12 protein-coding genes are annotated in these 14,775 nt (G+C 72.6%); 4 read left to right on the plus strand and 8 right to left on the minus strand.

From position 1 onward, the window contains the following. Nucleotides 1-6 precede the first annotated feature (6 nt). Complete coding sequence (locus LTT61_RS28795; RefSeq protein ID WP_233017145.1) at nucleotides 7-2,391, plus strand: ATP-binding cassette domain-containing protein; 2,385 nt, start codon at nucleotides 7-9, stop codon at nucleotides 2,389-2,391. Here LTT61_RS28795 and LTT61_RS28800 read toward each other — a convergent pair. From LTT61_RS28800 to LTT61_RS28815, 4 genes are all read right to left on the minus strand, one after another. Further along, a complete protein-coding gene (locus LTT61_RS28800) occupies nucleotides 2,388-4,001 on the minus strand; it encodes an FAD-dependent oxidoreductase (protein ID WP_233017146.1) in 1,614 nt (537 codons plus the stop codon). The two genes, LTT61_RS28795 and LTT61_RS28800, sit on opposite strands and share 4 nt — an antisense overlap. Nucleotides 4,002-4,056: 55 nt before the next feature. After that, nucleotides 4,057-4,869 carry a hypothetical protein gene (locus tag LTT61_RS28805; protein WP_233017147.1) on the minus strand — a complete coding sequence of 271 codons (813 nt, stop codon included), beginning with the start codon at nucleotides 4,867-4,869 and terminating at the stop codon, nucleotides 4,057-4,059. Continuing rightward, the gene (locus LTT61_RS28810; protein ID WP_233017148.1) at nucleotides 4,866-6,155 is read right to left on the minus strand and encodes a hypothetical protein; all 1,290 of its coding nucleotides are present in this window, start codon (nucleotides 6,153-6,155) and stop codon (nucleotides 4,866-4,868) included. Before LTT61_RS28810 ends, LTT61_RS28805 begins: the two co-directional genes overlap by 4 nt. An 88-nt stretch (nucleotides 6,156-6,243) precedes the next feature. Beyond that, nucleotides 6,244-6,882: a 2OG-Fe dioxygenase family protein gene (locus tag LTT61_RS28815; RefSeq protein WP_233017149.1), complete on the minus strand. Its 639-nt coding sequence runs from the start codon at nucleotides 6,880-6,882 to the stop codon at nucleotides 6,244-6,246. A gap of 111 nt (nucleotides 6,883-6,993) precedes the next feature. Here LTT61_RS28815 and LTT61_RS28820 point away from each other — a divergent pair, with 111 nt between their 5' ends. Next, nucleotides 6,994-8,028, plus strand: a complete 1,035-nt coding sequence (locus tag LTT61_RS28820; protein WP_233017150.1) for an alpha/beta hydrolase — start codon at nucleotides 6,994-6,996, stop codon at nucleotides 8,026-8,028. Here the strand turns inward: LTT61_RS28820 and LTT61_RS28825 are convergent. Next, on the minus strand, nucleotides 8,021-8,575 hold the full coding sequence (locus LTT61_RS28825) for a TetR/AcrR family transcriptional regulator (protein WP_233017151.1): 555 nt from the start codon (nucleotides 8,573-8,575) through the stop codon (nucleotides 8,021-8,023). The genes LTT61_RS28820 and LTT61_RS28825 overlap by 8 nt on opposite strands. A 97-nt stretch (nucleotides 8,576-8,672) precedes the next feature. Here LTT61_RS28825 and LTT61_RS28830 point away from each other — a divergent pair, with 97 nt between their 5' ends. Continuing rightward, the gene (locus LTT61_RS28830; RefSeq protein WP_233017152.1) at nucleotides 8,673-9,539 is read left to right on the plus strand and encodes an alpha/beta fold hydrolase; all 867 of its coding nucleotides are present in this window, start codon (nucleotides 8,673-8,675) and stop codon (nucleotides 9,537-9,539) included. Continuing rightward, entirely contained in the window at nucleotides 9,526-10,131 is a 606-nt protein-coding gene (locus LTT61_RS28835; protein WP_233017153.1) for a TetR/AcrR family transcriptional regulator, read from the plus strand. Before LTT61_RS28830 ends, LTT61_RS28835 begins: the two co-directional genes overlap by 14 nt. 43 nt (nucleotides 10,132-10,174) lie before the next feature. Here LTT61_RS28835 and LTT61_RS28840 read toward each other — a convergent pair whose 3' ends face one another. The 3 genes from LTT61_RS28840 to LTT61_RS28850 form a co-directional block, all read right to left on the minus strand. Further along, nucleotides 10,175-12,013 (minus strand): acyl-CoA dehydrogenase, encoded by a 1,839-nt coding sequence (locus LTT61_RS28840; protein WP_233017154.1) that lies wholly within the window; start codon nucleotides 12,011-12,013, stop codon nucleotides 10,175-10,177. A 134-nt stretch (nucleotides 12,014-12,147) separates the two neighbouring features. Beyond that, nucleotides 12,148-13,398, minus strand: coding sequence for a diguanylate cyclase domain-containing protein (locus LTT61_RS28845; RefSeq protein ID WP_233017155.1), 1,251 nt, complete (start codon nucleotides 13,396-13,398; stop codon nucleotides 12,148-12,150). Nucleotides 13,399-13,518: 120 nt separating this feature from the next. Continuing rightward, complete coding sequence (locus tag LTT61_RS28850; protein ID WP_233017156.1) at nucleotides 13,519-14,622, minus strand: terpene synthase family protein; 1,104 nt, start codon at nucleotides 14,620-14,622, stop codon at nucleotides 13,519-13,521. Nucleotides 14,623-14,775 lie beyond the last annotated feature (153 nt).

Raw genomic sequence — 14,775 nt, forward strand, 5'->3', positions numbered from 1 at the left:
GAAACGATGAGCACGGCCACCACCTCGGCCACGACCGCGCACGCCGCCGACACCCACGACCTGATCCGGGTCAGGGGGGCGCGGGTGAACAACCTGAAGGACGTCAGCGTCGAGATCCCGAAGCGCAGGCTGACGGTCTTCACCGGCGTCTCCGGCTCGGGCAAGAGCTCGCTGGTCTTCGGCACCATCGCCGCCGAGTCGCAGCGCATGATCAACGAGACCTACAGCGCCTTCGTGCAGGGCTTCATGCCGAACCTGGCGCGCCCGGACGTGGACGTGCTGGAGGGGCTGACCACCGCCATCATCGTCGACCAGGAGCGGATGGGCGCCAACGCGCGCTCCACCGTCGGCACCGCGACCGACGCCAACGCGATGCTGCGCATCCTGTTCAGCAGGCTCGGGCAGCCGCACATCGGCAGTTCGCAGGCGTTCTCCTTCAATGTCGCCTCGATCAGCGGCGCAGGCGCGGTGACGGTGACCAAGGCGGGCGGCCAGGAGGTGCGCGAGCGCCGCGAGTTCAGCGTCACCGGCGGCATGTGCCCGCGCTGCGAGGGCATGGGCAACGTCTCCGACTTCGACCTGACCCAGCTCTACGACGACAGCAAGTCGCTGGCCGAGGGCGCGCTCACCATCCCCGGCTACAGCATGGACGGCTGGTACGGCCGGATCTTCATGGGCTCGGGGTTCCTGGACGCGGACAAGCCGATCCGCAAGTACACCAAGCGCGAGCTGAACGACCTGCTCTACAGGGAGCCGGTGCGGATCAAGGTGGACGGCATCAACGTCACCTACGAGGGGCTGATCCCGAAGATCCAGAAGTCGTTCCTGGCCAAGGACCGCGAGGCCATGCAGCCGCACATCCGCGCCTTCGTGGACCGGGCGATCACCTTCAGCGCCTGTCCCGACTGCGGCGGCACCCGGCTGAGCGAGGCGGCGCGCTCGTCGAAGATCGGCGGCGTCAGCATCGCCGACGCCTGCGCCATGCAGATCAGCGACCTGGCCGCGTGGGTGGCCGGGCTGGACGACCGCTCGGTGGCCCCGCTGCTGGAGACGCTGCGGCAGACCCTGGACGGCTTCGTCGAGATCGGGCTCGGCTACCTCTCGCTGGACCGCTCCTCCGGCACGCTCTCCGGCGGCGAGGCCCAGCGCACCAAGATGATCCGGCACCTCGGCTCCGCGCTCACCGACGTCACCTACGTCTTCGACGAGCCGACCATCGGGCTGCACCCGCACGACATCCAGCGGATGAACGAGCTCCTGCTCCGGCTGCGGGACAAGGGCAACACCGTGCTCGTGGTCGAGCACAAACCGGAGACCATCGTGATCGCCGACCACGTGGTCGACCTCGGCCCCGGCGCGGGCACCGAGGGCGGCACCGTCTGCTTCGAGGGCGACATCGCCGGGCTGCGCGGGTCGGACACCCGCACCGGCAAGCACCTCGGCTACAAGGCCGAGCTCAAGGATTCGGTGCGGAGGTCGACCGGGGCGCTGGAGATCCGCGGCGCGAAGCAGAACAACCTGCGCGGCGTCGACGTCGACGTGCCGACCGGCGTGCTCACCGTGGTCACCGGCGTGGCCGGGTCCGGCAAGAGCTCGCTGATCCACGGCAACCTGGCCCGCCGCGATGGCGTCGTCGTGGTCGACCAGACCGCGATCAAGGGCTCCCGCCGCTCCAACCCCGCCACCTACACGGGGCTGCTCGACCCCATCCGCAAGGCGTTCTCCAAGGCCAACGGCGTGAAACCGGCGCTCTTCAGCGCGAACTCGGAGGGCGCCTGCCCCACCTGCAACGGCGCCGGGGTGATCTACACCGACCTGGCCATGATGGCGGGCGTCGCCACCACCTGCGAGACCTGCGAGGGCAAGCGCTTCATGGCCGAGGTGCTCGAGTACAAGCTCGGCGGCCGCGACATCAGCGAGGTGCTCGGCATGTCGGTCGCCGAGGCCGAGCGGTTCTTCGCCGACGGCGACGCCCGCACCCCCGCCGCGCACAAGATCCTGGACCGCCTCGCCGACGTCGGGCTCGGCTACCTGAAGCTCGGCCAGCCGCTCACCACGCTCTCCGGCGGCGAGCGGCAGCGGCTCAAGCTCGCCACGCACATGTCCGAGAAGGGCGGCGTCTACGTCCTGGACGAGCCGACCACCGGCCTGCACCTGGCCGACGTGGACCAGCTGCTCGGGCTGCTCGACCGGCTGGTCGACGCCGGGAAGACGGTCATCGTGATCGAGCACCACCAGGCCGTGATGGCGCACGCCGACTGGATCATCGACCTGGGGCCGGGGGCCGGGCACGACGGCGGGCTTGTGGTGTTCGAGGGGACGCCGGCGGAGCTGGTGGCGGATCGGAAGACGCTGACCGGGACGCACCTCGCGGAGTACGTGGGCGGCTAACGCCCGCGGGCGGTGGCCAGCAGCTCCTCGACGCTCGCGATCTTCACCCGCGGGCGTCCGGCCGCCGCGCCGCGGGTGCGCTCGGCCTGGTCCAGAAGCTGCCAGCCGGCCCGGTCGACGACGTCGGGGTTGCGCTCCCGGATGAGCTCGGCGAAGGTCTCGCGGTCGGGGGCGGGGGTGGTGAGGTGGCCCGCGGTGAAGTCGTCGAGCAGGGCGCGGACGGTCTCGGCGGCGTCGGCGCGGTTCGAGCCGATGACGCCGCGCGGGCCGCGCTTGATCCAGCCGCTCACGTAGACGCCGGGGGCGACCCGCCCGCCGTCGTTGGGGACGATGCCCGCGGCCTCGTCGAAGGGCAGCCCGGGGACGGGTTCGCCGCGGTAGCCGATGGCGCGCAGCACGAGTGCCGTGTCGAGGGTTTCCCGGTGGCCGGTGATCCGGGTGCCGCCGCCGACCTGCTCGGTGCGGGCGGTGGTGAGGGTCTCGACGCGGCCCGTGCCGCCGAGTTCGATCGGCGCGGAGTGGAAGGCGAAGCGGATGCGGCGGTTGCCATCGGTGCGCGGCTGCTCGGCGTACTCGCGGGCCAGGCGGAGTTTCCACTCCGGGGCGTGGCCGTCGGCGGTGAGGCCGGCGAGGTCGGCCGGGTCGATCACCACGTCGACGCCGGGGAGGTGGCGCAGCGCGAGGAACTCGGCGGCGGTGTAGGCGGCTTCGAGCGGGCCGCGCCTGGCGAGCACGGTGACCTCGCGGATGCTGCTGCGCCGCAGCGCCGCCAGGGCGTGGTCGGCGATGTCGGTGCGGGCCAGGTACTCCGGGTCGGCGGTCAGCACCCGGGCGATGTCCAGCGCGACGTTGCCGTTGCCGACAACGACGGCGCGCTCGCCGGAGAGGTCGAAGGTGTGCCCGGCGTGGTCGGGGTGGCCGTTGTACCAGGCGACGAAGTCGGTGCCGGCGTGGCTGCCCGGCAGCTCCTCGCCGGGGATGCCGAGCCTGCGGTCGGCGCTCGCGCCGACCGCGTAGAGCACCGCGTGGCAGTTGGCCAGCAGGTCGTCGTGGGTGAGGTGGATGCCGATCTCGGTGTTGAGGTGCATGCGCAGCGCGTCGCGCTTGAAGGCGGCGGTGAACATGTCGGCGACGCCGCGGGTTTCGCTGTGGTCGGGGGCGACGCCGTAGCGGACCAGCCCCCACGGGGTCGGCAGCCGGTCGAACATCTCGACCTCCACCCGGCCGGTGCCGAGCAGGTGCTCGGCGGCGTAGCAGGCGGCCGGGCCGGTGCCGACGATCGCCACCCGCAGCGGCTCCCGGTCCCGTGGCAGCCGCCGCTGCGGGGCGGGCGGGGTGACGTCGGCTTCGAGCGGGTGCCGCTGGAAGTACCCGGCGTTGATCTCCGGGTAGCGGGCGAGCGCGGGCGGCAGGTCCTCCTCGGCGTAGACCGCGCCGACCGGGCAGGCCTCGAAGCAGGCGCCGCAGTCGATGCAGGTGTCCGGGTCGATGTAGAGCATCTCGGCGGTGGCGAACTCGGGGTCGTCGGGCCGCGGCCGGATGCAGTCGACCGGGCACTCGCTGACGCAACTCGCGTCGTTGCAGCAGCGCTGGGTGATGACATAGGCCATCGACGGCCCCTCTCCGGTGTCCTGGACAGCTTGATGGACAGCTGTCCGGACGATACTACGGGAGGGCGCGCCACCCGGCCAGGCGGTCGTCCGGGGCGAGGTGGGTGATGGCGAGGTCGCGCAGCGCGATGCCGGGCGGGCTCGCGTCGATGGCGCGGGCCGCGCTCAGCAGCTCGACCAGGGCGAGGTGCTCGGCCGGGGGCACGCCGTCGACGGGGTGGAAGTCGACGGTGGCGGTGCCGGTCCCGGCCGCGGTGGTGCTGACCAGGCGATAGCGCAGCGGGACGGCGCCGCTCCGGCTCCGGATCGAGCGGTAGCGGATGCGGTCGCCGAGATCGTGGTCGGCGGTCACCCGCTCCACCGCGCCGGACCCATCGGTGGTCACCGCGATGGTGACGGCCGGGGTGGGGGTGGCGCGCTGGGCGAAGGCACCGTCCTCGAGCGTGCGGAGGCCGTCGATGTAGTAGCCGGCCGCCGCTTCGGCCGCGGTCCGCGCGTTGTCGGCGTCGGCGCCGAGGTCGGGCACGACGATCTCCTCGATGAGCTCGAGCCGGGTGATCTCCCCGGTCGCGGCGGCGAGCGAGCGGGTGAGGCGGGCCGCGACCGCCGACTGGTGGCCGCCGGTGGCGTGCAGGGTGGCCGCGCCCGCGCGGCAGGCTTCCGCGAGTTCGGCCAGTGGCAGGTCGTGCAGCGGGAGCGCGGTGACCACGTTGCGGCCCGCGCCGAGCAGGGCGGTCAGCTCGGAGGGGTCGGGGGAGAGGTGCAGCACCACGGGGGAGTGCTCGGTGACGACGAGGCCCGGGTGCGCGGCGATCCGGTCGGCCAGCGGCCCGGTGCCGAGCACCGCGACCGGAATCGGGGAGGTCATGCCTGCTCCAGTCGGTAGCGGGGGGTCAGGTCGGGGGTGGCGACACCGGGCGGCGCGGCGCAGAGCGCGGGCACCACGTCGAGCATGGCCTTGACCGAGATGTCGGTGACCGCCGACCAGTCGCCGCTGTGGGTCTCGTCGTCCAGCTCGTTGCGCATCTCGATCCGGGCCGGGCTGCCGTCCAGCGTGATCACGTGGCCGCCCGCCGGGCTGCGCGGATGGTCGGGGCCGAGGTGCGCGTTGCCGGGCCCGACGTGCCAGCACTCGGCATTGGTCATGAAGAGCCGGTCGCCGATGTACCCGCGGTAGCTCATGTGGATGGCGCCGACCGAGCCCGGCTCGATCACGCTGCCGCCCGCCTCGATCCGCACCCGGGCCGGCACCGGGTAGACGTGCCGCTCCACCCGCACCCGGTCGGCGCTCGCCCCGAACAGCGCGTGCCCGACGTTGGCGAGCACCGCGTCGAAGTAGAAGTGCTGCATGAGCGCGATGGCGTGGTCGGACCCGACCGCGCTCAGCGGCATGCCGAAGCCGAGGCTGGCGAGCCCGCCCCACATGCCCTCCGGCGCCGCCGACAGGTCGCCGACCTCGAGGAACCGCACCTCGCGCACCTCGTCCAGCAGCCCGGCGAGCCGCAGCAGCAGCTGCTCGACCATGAGCCCCGGGTGCAGCCCGGTGCCGTGCAGCGAGACCCCGCCCCGCAGGCAGGCCGCCTGCAGCCGGGCGCCGGAGGCCCGGCGCGGGATCGCCCGGTCGGCCACCGGCCCGGCCAGCCGCTCCAGCACCGGCCGGGCCGGCCGCGCCGGGCCCGAATCGGCGACGCGCATGAGCGTTCTGAGCGCGGCGAGGGCATTCGGCAGCCGCGGCCCGAAGGCAGTGCCGGTGACCCGCATTCGTGAGACCGTGCCGAGCACGTCGAGCGCGGAGCGGGATTCGTCGAGCCAGGTCGGCATGGCCGGGTTGTGGTACGCGGCCGCCGACACCACGTTCTTCCCGGACTCCAGCAGCTCGAGCACGTCGGCGTCGGCGCCCTGCACCAGCGCGGGCGTGGTGGGGGTGTGCACCACGCAGTCCGCGTCGAGCGCGAGGATCTCCGCCTTCGAGGTGGTCGCGGCGACCCCCACCGGCGGCAGCCCGACCAGCTCGCCGATATCCGTTCCGTGCTTGTGCGGGCTGAACACCTTCACCCCGACGACCTCGAAATCCGGCGACTCCAGCGCGGTGCGCAGTGCCCGCCCGCCCATGTCGCCCGGCCCCCAGATGATGAGCCGATACGGACCCGTCACAACCGCCTCCTCGCCGTTCGCGGTATGTCTAACACGGCGACGGTGAGAAAGGTTGGCTTTTACTCTCTTATCTTCTCGCCGGGGCCGGTCAGGCCGGGGTGAAGGTCACCTCGAGCAGGTCGCGCAGCGCGGGGCGGCTCGCCGCTACCGGGCGGATCGCGCTCTGCGCGTGCCGGATCCGCCGGTCGTCGATGAGCAGCAGGGTGCCCGGCTCGTCCGGCGCCACGGTGCGCACCGGCGTTCCGTCGGCGGTGCTGAGGGTGGCTGCCCCGCCCTCGGCGTTGTCGCGGCTCACCAGCAGCTGCGCGGCCAGCGTGACGTCCAACCGGCGCGGGGTAGCGGCGGCGGTCTCGGTCGCGGCCAGTTCGCGGAGCGGGTGCGCCCGGACGTCCCAGAGCGTGGCGTCGTCGAGTTCGGCGGCGAACTCGAGCAGCAAACGGAGGAGCCCGGCGAGCAGCGGGTCGGTGGCGAAGGAGTCGGTGAGCGCGTCGGCCTGTGGTTCGCCGCCCTGGCGGTGCGCGAGCAGTTCGAAGGCACCGGTGAGCGAGACCTGGAAGTGGCCGCAGCGGTGCAGCGTCCTGCTGTGCACGCCGGTGCGGGTGCGGTCCACCCGCAGCTCCTCCCAGTGCTTGCGGAACCGGTCCCAGGTGCCGGGGCTCGCGCCGAGCCTGCGCGCGGTCTCGGCGGCGGGGAGCAGGTGCACGCCTGCGTCGGTGAGGTCGCTCATGAGCGTCCAGTTTCCGGCAACCGGCGGGGCGTGGGCAATCTCTCCGCGTTCTTGACTCACGATCAAGAACGCTCTATTTTCTTGGCTGTCACCCAAGAAAAAGGAGCCTCCATGACCACAGCGCGGCGGGACATCACCTTCCGTTCCGGCACCGACGACTGCGCCGCCTGGCTCTACGGCGCCGAGCCGGAGGGCGCCCCGAAACCGCTGGTGATCATGGGGCACGGGCTGGGCGCGGTCAGGGAGATGCGGCTCGACGCCTACGCCGAGCGGTTCGCCGCGCGCGGCTGGGCGGTGCTGGTCTTCGACTACCGGCACCTGGGCGCGAGCGGTGGCGAGCCGCGCCAGCTGCTCGACATCGGCCGCCAGCTCGCCGACTGGCACGCGGCGCTCGGCTACGCGCGCAGCCTGCCCGGCATCGATCGCGGGCGGATCGCGCTGTGGGGCAGCTCGTTCGGCGGCGGCCACGTACTGCGGATCGCGGCGGAGGACGGGGCGGTGGCCGCGGTGGTGGCGCAGTGCCCGTTCACCGACGGCCCGGCCTCGCTGCGGTCGCGGCTGCGGACCGGCTTCCCGAGCGCGCTGGCGCTCACCGCGGCCGGGCTGGTCGACGCGGTCGCCTCCCGGTTCGGCGCGCGCCCGGTGCTGGTGCCGATGGCGGGCGCCGCCTGGATGCCTGCCTTCCTGGTCTCGCCGGACACGCTGCCCGGCGCCTCCGCGCTGCTGCCCGCCGGAACCAGGGTCTCCGCGCGCGCCAGCGCCGCGCTGCGCAGACTGCCCCGGCTGCGCGCCCGGCTCGCCGACGTCCTGACGCTCAGCGACACCGGCGCGGGGTCGATCTGGGGCGTCCTGACCGGCCCGGACGGCGAGTTCACCGCCGCCAACGCGCTCTCCGCGCGGCTGGTGCTGCGGCTCCCGTTCTACCGCCCCGGCCGCGACCTGCGCCGCGGCACCACCCCGACCCTGCTCTGCGTCTGCGACGCCGACGTCGCCGCGCCCGCGGCCACCACCGAGCGGTACGCCGCCGGGCTGCCGCACGTCGAGGTGCGGAACTACCCGTGCGCGCACTTCGACATCTACGTCGGGCCTGCGTTCGAGCGCGCCGTCGCCGACCAGATCGACTTCCTGGCCGCGCGGCTCAGCTGACCGCGCTGCCCTTCGCGCCGCGCAGCAGGGTCTCCAGCACCGCGCGCTTGCGCTCCGGCTCGACGGGGTGCATGAGCAACCCCTCCAGCACGTAGATCGCGATGGTGGTCACCTCGTCCACGCCGTCGTCCGGCACGCCGAGCCCGGCCAGCTCCAGCCGGAGCAGGGCGTCGGTGAGCGCGTGGAACCGCTCGTGCCACTCCCGGATGCTCTCCGACTCCTTGCTGCGCGCGTGCACCGTGGTCACCAACCGGCTCAGCTGCTCCAGCTCGGTGAGCACCCAGAGCAGCCGGTCGGCCGGCTCGAGCAGGGTCAGCTCGCCGGAGCGCTCCAGCGCGTCGGCGAGCACCTCGTCCAGCACCGCGATCAGGATGCCGTCCTTGTCCCCGAAGTACCAGTAGACGGTGTTGGAGACGACGCCCGCGGCCCGCGCGATCCGGGTCATGGAGACCGCGTCGTAGCCGTCGTCGACGAAGAGGGTGCGCGCGGCGGTGACGATCTCCGCGCGCTTCTCCTCCCGATCCCGGGGGCGTCTGTTGCGCGGCATGGCTCGATGCTAGCCGGATTCGTCCGCCGTCGTAGACATACATTCGGAATGTATGTAACTATCGAACGGACCGATCGCGGCGACGAAGGGACGGGCCATGACGCACAGCGCGGCACTGGGGAAGCAGCACGAGATCGAGCTGCCCGGCGGCAGCATCCGCTACCACGAGACGGGGGAGGGCCCGCCGGTCGTGTTCGTGCACGGCCTGCTGGTCAACGCGAACCTGTGGCGCGGCGTCGTGCCCGCGATCGCGGCGGCGGGGTACCGCTGCATCGCCCCGGACTGGCCGCTCGGCGCGCACACCGTCCCGGTGCCGGAGGCGCACCTCTCACCGCCCGGCGTCGCCGACCTGATCGCCGCCTTCCTGGAGCGGCTCGACCTCACCGACGTCACCCTGGTGGCGAACGACACCGGCGGCGCGATCACCCAGGTGCTGCTCGCCCGCGACCCCTCCCGGATCGGCCGGGTCGTGCTCGCCTCGGTGGACTGCTACAACCGCTTCCCGCCGCCGCCGTTCAACGCGCTCGCGGTGCTGGCCCGGGTGCCCGGCGCGGTGCGCGCCGTCACCGAGCTGGCGAAGTTCAGGGCGGTGCACCCGCTGCCGATCGCCTTCGGCTGGCTGGCCAAGCACCCGGTGCCGCCGGAGGTGGTCGACGGCTACCTCGCGCCGAGCAGGCACTCCGCGGCCATCCGGGACGACGTGCGGCGCTTCCTGCTGACCGCGCGCAAGCGGCACACGCTGGCGGCGGCGCGCAGCTTCCCGCGGCTCACGCTGCCGGTGCTGGTGGTGTGGGCGCGGGAGGAGCGGCTCTTCCCGGTCGCGCTGGCCGAGCGGCTGGTGGCGGAGCTGCCGAACGCCACGCTCCGGCTGGTCGACGATTCCTACACCGCTATCCCGGAGGATCAGCCGGATTTGCTGAGCGCGCTGATCCTGGAGTTCACTCGGGAGCATGCCGCGCCGTAGCCAGCTGGACCGCACCCGCAGTACCAGGGGGCGGCTGGAGGCGGCGGGGCGCGCGCTCTTCGCCGAGCACGGCTTCGGCGCCGTCACGGCCGAGCAGATCGTGGCGACGGCCGGGGTCACCCGCGGCGCCCTGCAGTACCACTACGGCGACAAGCGCGGCCTCTTCGTCGCGGTGCTCGAGCGGCTGGAGCAGGACAACACCGACGAGCTGGTCGCCGCCATCGCGGGCGCCCCGCCCTCGGCCGACCCGATGGTGGGGCTGCGCGCCGGGCTCGACGCCTTCCTGCGCATCTGCCGCAGGCCGGAGATGGTGCGGATCGCGCTCTCCGACGCGCCGGCGGTGCTCGGCTGGGACGCCTGGCGCGAGCTGGAGGCGAAGTACGGTCTCGGCCTCGTCGTGCTGCAGCTGGAGGCGGCGCGCGGCACCGGCCTGCTCGCACCGGACGCGCCGGTGCGGATGCTGGCGCAGCTCGTGCTGAGCGCCGTCACCGAGGCGGGCATGATCGTCGCGCACGCCGACGACCCCGGCACCGCGCACGACCAGGCGCTGGACGCCCTTGTCCTGCTCATGGCCGGGCTGCTCCGCGGCTGAGCCCCACCTCGAAGCCCCATCCGGCCGGACTCAGCGGCTGTGCCTAGAAGGCCGCCTCGTCCAGCGCCATGATCTCGGTATCCAGCTCGGCCAGGATGCCGCGCAGCGCCGAGAGTTCGGGCAGCACATTGCGCGCGAAGAACTGCGCGACCGCCACCTTGCCCGCGTAGAAGGCGCGGTCGGCGCCCTCGGCGCCCGCGTCCAGCGCGGCGACGGCGATGCCCGCCTGGTGCAGCAGCTGCCAGCCGATGAGCAGGTCGCCCACCGCGAGCAGGAACCGCACCGAGCCGAGCCCCACCTTGTACAGCTCGGTCGAATCCTCCTGCGCGCCCATCAGATACCCGGTGAGCGAGGCGGCCGCCGCCTGCACGTCCGCCAGCGCGGTGGCGAGCAGCACCCGCTCCCGCTTCAGCCTGCCGTTGCCCGCCCCGCTGTCCAGGGTCCGCTGGATCTGCGCCACCAGGTGCCCGAGCGCGGCGCCGCGGTCGCGGACGATCTTGCGGAAGAAGAAGTCCTGCGCCTGGATCGCGGTCGTTCCCTCGTACAGGGAATCGATCTTGGCGTCCCGGATGTACTGCTCGATCGGGTAGTCCTGCAGGTACCCCGAGCCGCCGAAGGTCTGTAGCGATTCGGTCAGGCACTGGTAGGCCCGCTCCGAGCCGACGCCCTTCACGATCGGCAGCAGCAGGTCGTTCACCCGGGCCGCGGTCTCCGGGTCCGCGCCGGAGACCTGCTCGGCCAGCACCGGATCCTGGTGCGCCGCCGTGTAGAGGTAGATCGCGCGCAGCCCCTCGGCGTACGCCTTCTGCGTCATGAGCGCCCGCCGGATGTCCGGGTGGTGCACGATCGTCACCCGCGGCGCCGACTTGTCCGCCATCGTGGTGAGATCCGCGCCCTGGACGCGCTGCTTCGCGTACTCCAGCGCGTGCAGGTATCCGGTGGAGAGCGTGGCGATGGCCTTGGTGCCGACCATCATCCGCGCGTGCTCGATCACGTCGAACATCTGCGCGATGCCGTTGTGCACCTCGCCGACCAGCCAGCCCCGCGCCGGGACGCCGTGCCCGCCGAAGGTGATCTCGCAGGTGGTGGAGGCCTTGAGCCCCATCTTGTGCTCCAGCCCGGTGACGAAGACGCCGTTGCGCGCGCCGTTCTCGCCGGTGACCGGGTCGAAGTGGAACTGCGGGACGAAGAAGAGCGAGAGCCCCTTCGTGCCCGGCCCCGCGCCGTCCGGGCGGGCCAGCACCAGGTGCAGCATGTTCGGGAAGAGCACGCCGGAATCGCCGTTGCTGATGAAGCGCTTCACGCCCTCGATGTGCCAGGAGCCGTCCGCCTGGCGGATCGCCCTGGTCCGGCCGGCGCCGACATCCGAGCCTGCGTCCGGCTCGGTGAGCACCATGGTGCCGCCCCAGTTGGCGGCTGTGCCGAGCCGGGCCCAGCCGCGCTGCTCCTCGGTGCCGTTGGCGTACAGCACCGAGGCCATCTGCGCGCCCGCCATGCCGTAGAAGAAGGCGGCGGGCTGCGCGCCGAGGATCAGCTCGGCCGCGGCCCAGAACACCGCGCGCGGCACGCCGGGGCCGCCGAGCTCGGTGGGGAGCCCGAGCTGGTGCCAGCCGCCCGCGGTCATGGCGCGGAACGAGCGGACGAAGGCATCGGGCAGCGTGACGGTGTGCGTGGCCGGGTCGAAGACCGGCGGATTGCGGTCGGCCTCGGCGAAGGAGGCGCCGAGCGGCCCCTCCGCGAGCAGCCGCACCTGCTCCAGGAGCTCGGTGACGGTGTCGGCGTCCAGATCGCCGAAGGTCCCGGTCGCCAGCGCCCGCTCCAGCCCGAGCACCTCGAACAGAACGAACCGGAGATCGCGAACATTGCTCTTGAAGTGCGGCATGAGGCCCCCATCGACATCCGGACGCGCGAAAAGGGCGAATGATGTACTGCGGCAGTTATATTCGCCGACAGTTCCATTCGCCCCGCTCATGATCGCACAAACCGGGTGGAAATGGTGGGTGACCCCGGTGGGCATCACTCACTCTGCATGACCCATTGGCCTTTGCTGTCGCGCTTGGCGGCGTGCAGGCTGGTGTCCGCGGCATGCAGCAGGGACTCGGCGTCGGCGTGCTCCAGCGGGGTGACAACGACGCCGATGCTGGCCGAGATGTCGAGCGGGACGTCGTCCACCACGATGGGCTCGGAGAGCGCCGTGAGCAGGCGATTCGCGACCTCCGCGACCTGGATCTCGTCGGCGGGCGGCGGGATGAGCGCGAGGAACTCGTCGCCGCCGAGCCGGCAGACGAAGCTGCCGTCGGGCTGCAGCGTCTCCGCGATCCGGTCGGCCACCGCGACCAGCACCCGGTCGCCGGCGCTGTGGCCGTAGAGGTCGTTGACCTGTTTGAAGTGGTCCAGATCGGCGAAGCAGAGCCCGACCCGGTCGTCGTTGCCCGCGGTGGTGATCAGGTGCTCGATGTGCTCGAGCAGGTAGCGCCGGTTCGGCAGCCCGGTGAGCGAATCGTGCCTGGCCTGGTGGTGCAGCTCCTGTTGCAGCAGGTGCCGCTCGGTGACGTCGGCGCCGACCGCGAGCAGGTAGTCCGGCCTGCCGCCCGCGCCGCGCACGAAGGTGATGGCGAAGGCCATCCAGCCGACGCTGCCGTCGGCGCGCACCAGCCGCTGGTCCAGCGTGACGGTGCCCTCGCCGGTCGGCACCAGCTGCTCGTAGAGCAGGGTGCGGATGCGCTCCCGGTCGTCCGGGTGCGCGAAGTCGTAGACCGAGATGCCGCGCAGGTCGTTCGGCTTGGTGCCGATCATGTCGGCGAGCGCGCGGTTGGCCTCCAGCAGCACGCCGTCGGTGTCGCCGATGGCGATGGCGACGGCGGCGTTGTCGAAGAGCACCCGGAACCGGGTGTCCTGGTCGTCGTGCTCCTCGCCCGCCGCCCTCGAGCGGCTGCGCTGGACCTGGTGACCCTGCCCGAGCGCGGCCAGCAGCCCCGCGAGCCGGCGGTGCGCGTCCGGGTGCGGGCTGGCGTCGGCCAGCCCGTGCAGCACCTGGGCCGAGACCACCGGGACCCCGGGGTGGGTGAGGCCCGCGCCCCAGAGCGCGGCGCCGACCCGGGAGCCCGCGCTCGCGTCGAAGGTCTCGGCGACCAGCGCCTCCTCGAGCTGGGTGACCAGCCCGGGCAGCATCATCGGCCCGCCCGGCCCGCCACCGGGCGCGACACCACCGGTGGCCAGTGCCTGCCACCAGATCCGAGCCAGTGCGGCGCCGCCGCTGCCGTCCACAACACCCCCGTCGATATGTCGCGTTTCCCGGACACCGGAGTGTGCCGGGAATGCTGCTGTGATTCTCCGACAATAGTCCCCCGGGGCCGAACCCAGGCAGCGCCTCGACCCCGCGGCCGGTCAGCCCAGGCGATTCTCCTCGAAGATCGACCGGCCCTTGTACCGGTGCGTGGTGATCTGCCAGACCCAGGTGGCCTGGACCGCGCCGCGCAGATCGGCGACGTGCGCCGTCACCTGCCCGCCCGAATCGACCTCCGGCCGGGCCGCCACCGCCGCCGCGATCCCCGCGCTGACCTCGCGGAACGCGGTCAACCGGTCGCGCACCACGGTGGCCGCGTCGGCCACCGCCCCGGCCAGCCCGCCCGCGGGCGCCTCCAGCAGGCACATCGGCACCAGGTTGAAGTCGGCGCCGTCGGCGATGCACTCCTTCTCGAAGGAGAACACATCGTTCATCAGTGCGCCGATCTCCACCGTGAGCAGGCGCAGCGTGTGCAGCTCGGCGGCGAGCCCGGCCGCCGCCAGCCGCGGCCAGTCCAGGTAGGCGTCCCGGCCGAACTCGCAGAGCGCGATCGCCGGGTACATCCCGGAGACGTGCGAGCGCAGCTCGATGTAGCCGGCCACCGAGAGCACGTCGCCCCGCGCCCTGGCGTTCTGGTCCCGGATGGCGGGGCGCAGGTGCCCCGCGGTGTCGGCGCGGAAGCCGCGCATCCACGCCGGGTCGGCGAGCGCGGCGGTGCGCTCGAGGTACTCGTGGGTCGCGGCCTCCACCGGCTCCGGATCGGCGGCGGGGCTTCCGGTCTCGAGCAGCCGGGTGAGCCTGCGCACCGTCTCGCCCGCCGCCGCCTGCTGCTCCGGGGTGAGCGCGGCGAACTTCTCCCGGCCGACGGTGTCGTTGAGCCAGAACAGGATCGCGTTGTAGATGCCGATCAGCGTCATCCGCTCCGCGGTCACCGCGTTCGGGTGCAGGTACGGCGTCATGCTGTTGTAGTGCGACCCGCCCGGCTCCAGCCAGATGCCGTGTCTGCGGCAGAACTCCTCCGCCCCGGCCAGCGCCTCGTCCCCGAATCTGTTCGGCGCGAACCCCGCGCAGTACGCGTCGATATCGCTCTCCGCGGTGCTGAACAGCTCCCGCAGCGACCACCCCCGACCCGTCTCCAGCAACTCGTCGTATTCGGCCCGCATCAGCGCGAGCCGCGCCTCGACCTCCGGCGTGTAACGATCCACCACAGCACTCCTTCTAGCTCCCCTTACACCGTAAGAGGCGGCGGCCGGAAATGTGCGGCGGATCGCGGTTCCCGGGTGCTGCGGGGAACATCCTGCGCGGCAGGGGAATCGATCGGGCAACCCCGGCGGGGGGCTTGTGCGGTTCTTCCCAAC

The sequence above is a fragment of the Nocardia asteroides genome (genome assembly GCF_021183625.1).
In the GTDB taxonomy this organism is placed as follows: domain Bacteria; phylum Actinomycetota; class Actinomycetes; order Mycobacteriales; family Mycobacteriaceae; genus Nocardia; species Nocardia asteroides_A.

Coding starts and splice junctions, on each gene's coding strand:
- LTT61_RS28795 (WP_233017145.1), top strand. CDS start 7: ATGAGCACGGCCACCACCTCGGCCACGACCGCGCACGCCGCCGACACC.
- LTT61_RS28800 (WP_233017146.1), bottom strand. CDS start 4,001: ATGGCCTATGTCATCACCCAGCGCTGCTGCAACGACGCGAGTTGCGTC.
- LTT61_RS28805 (WP_233017147.1), bottom strand. CDS start 4,869: ATGACCTCCCCGATTCCGGTCGCGGTGCTCGGCACCGGGCCGCTGGCC.
- LTT61_RS28815 (WP_233017149.1), bottom strand. CDS start 6,882: ATGAGCGACCTCACCGACGCAGGCGTGCACCTGCTCCCCGCCGCCGAG.
- LTT61_RS28820 (WP_233017150.1), top strand. CDS start 6,994: ATGACCACAGCGCGGCGGGACATCACCTTCCGTTCCGGCACCGACGAC.
- LTT61_RS28825 (WP_233017151.1), bottom strand. CDS start 8,575: ATGCCGCGCAACAGACGCCCCCGGGATCGGGAGGAGAAGCGCGCGGAG.
- LTT61_RS28830 (WP_233017152.1), top strand. CDS start 8,673: ATGACGCACAGCGCGGCACTGGGGAAGCAGCACGAGATCGAGCTGCCC.
- LTT61_RS28835 (WP_233017153.1), top strand. CDS start 9,526: ATGCCGCGCCGTAGCCAGCTGGACCGCACCCGCAGTACCAGGGGGCGG.
- LTT61_RS28840 (WP_233017154.1), bottom strand. CDS start 12,013: ATGCCGCACTTCAAGAGCAATGTTCGCGATCTCCGGTTCGTTCTGTTC.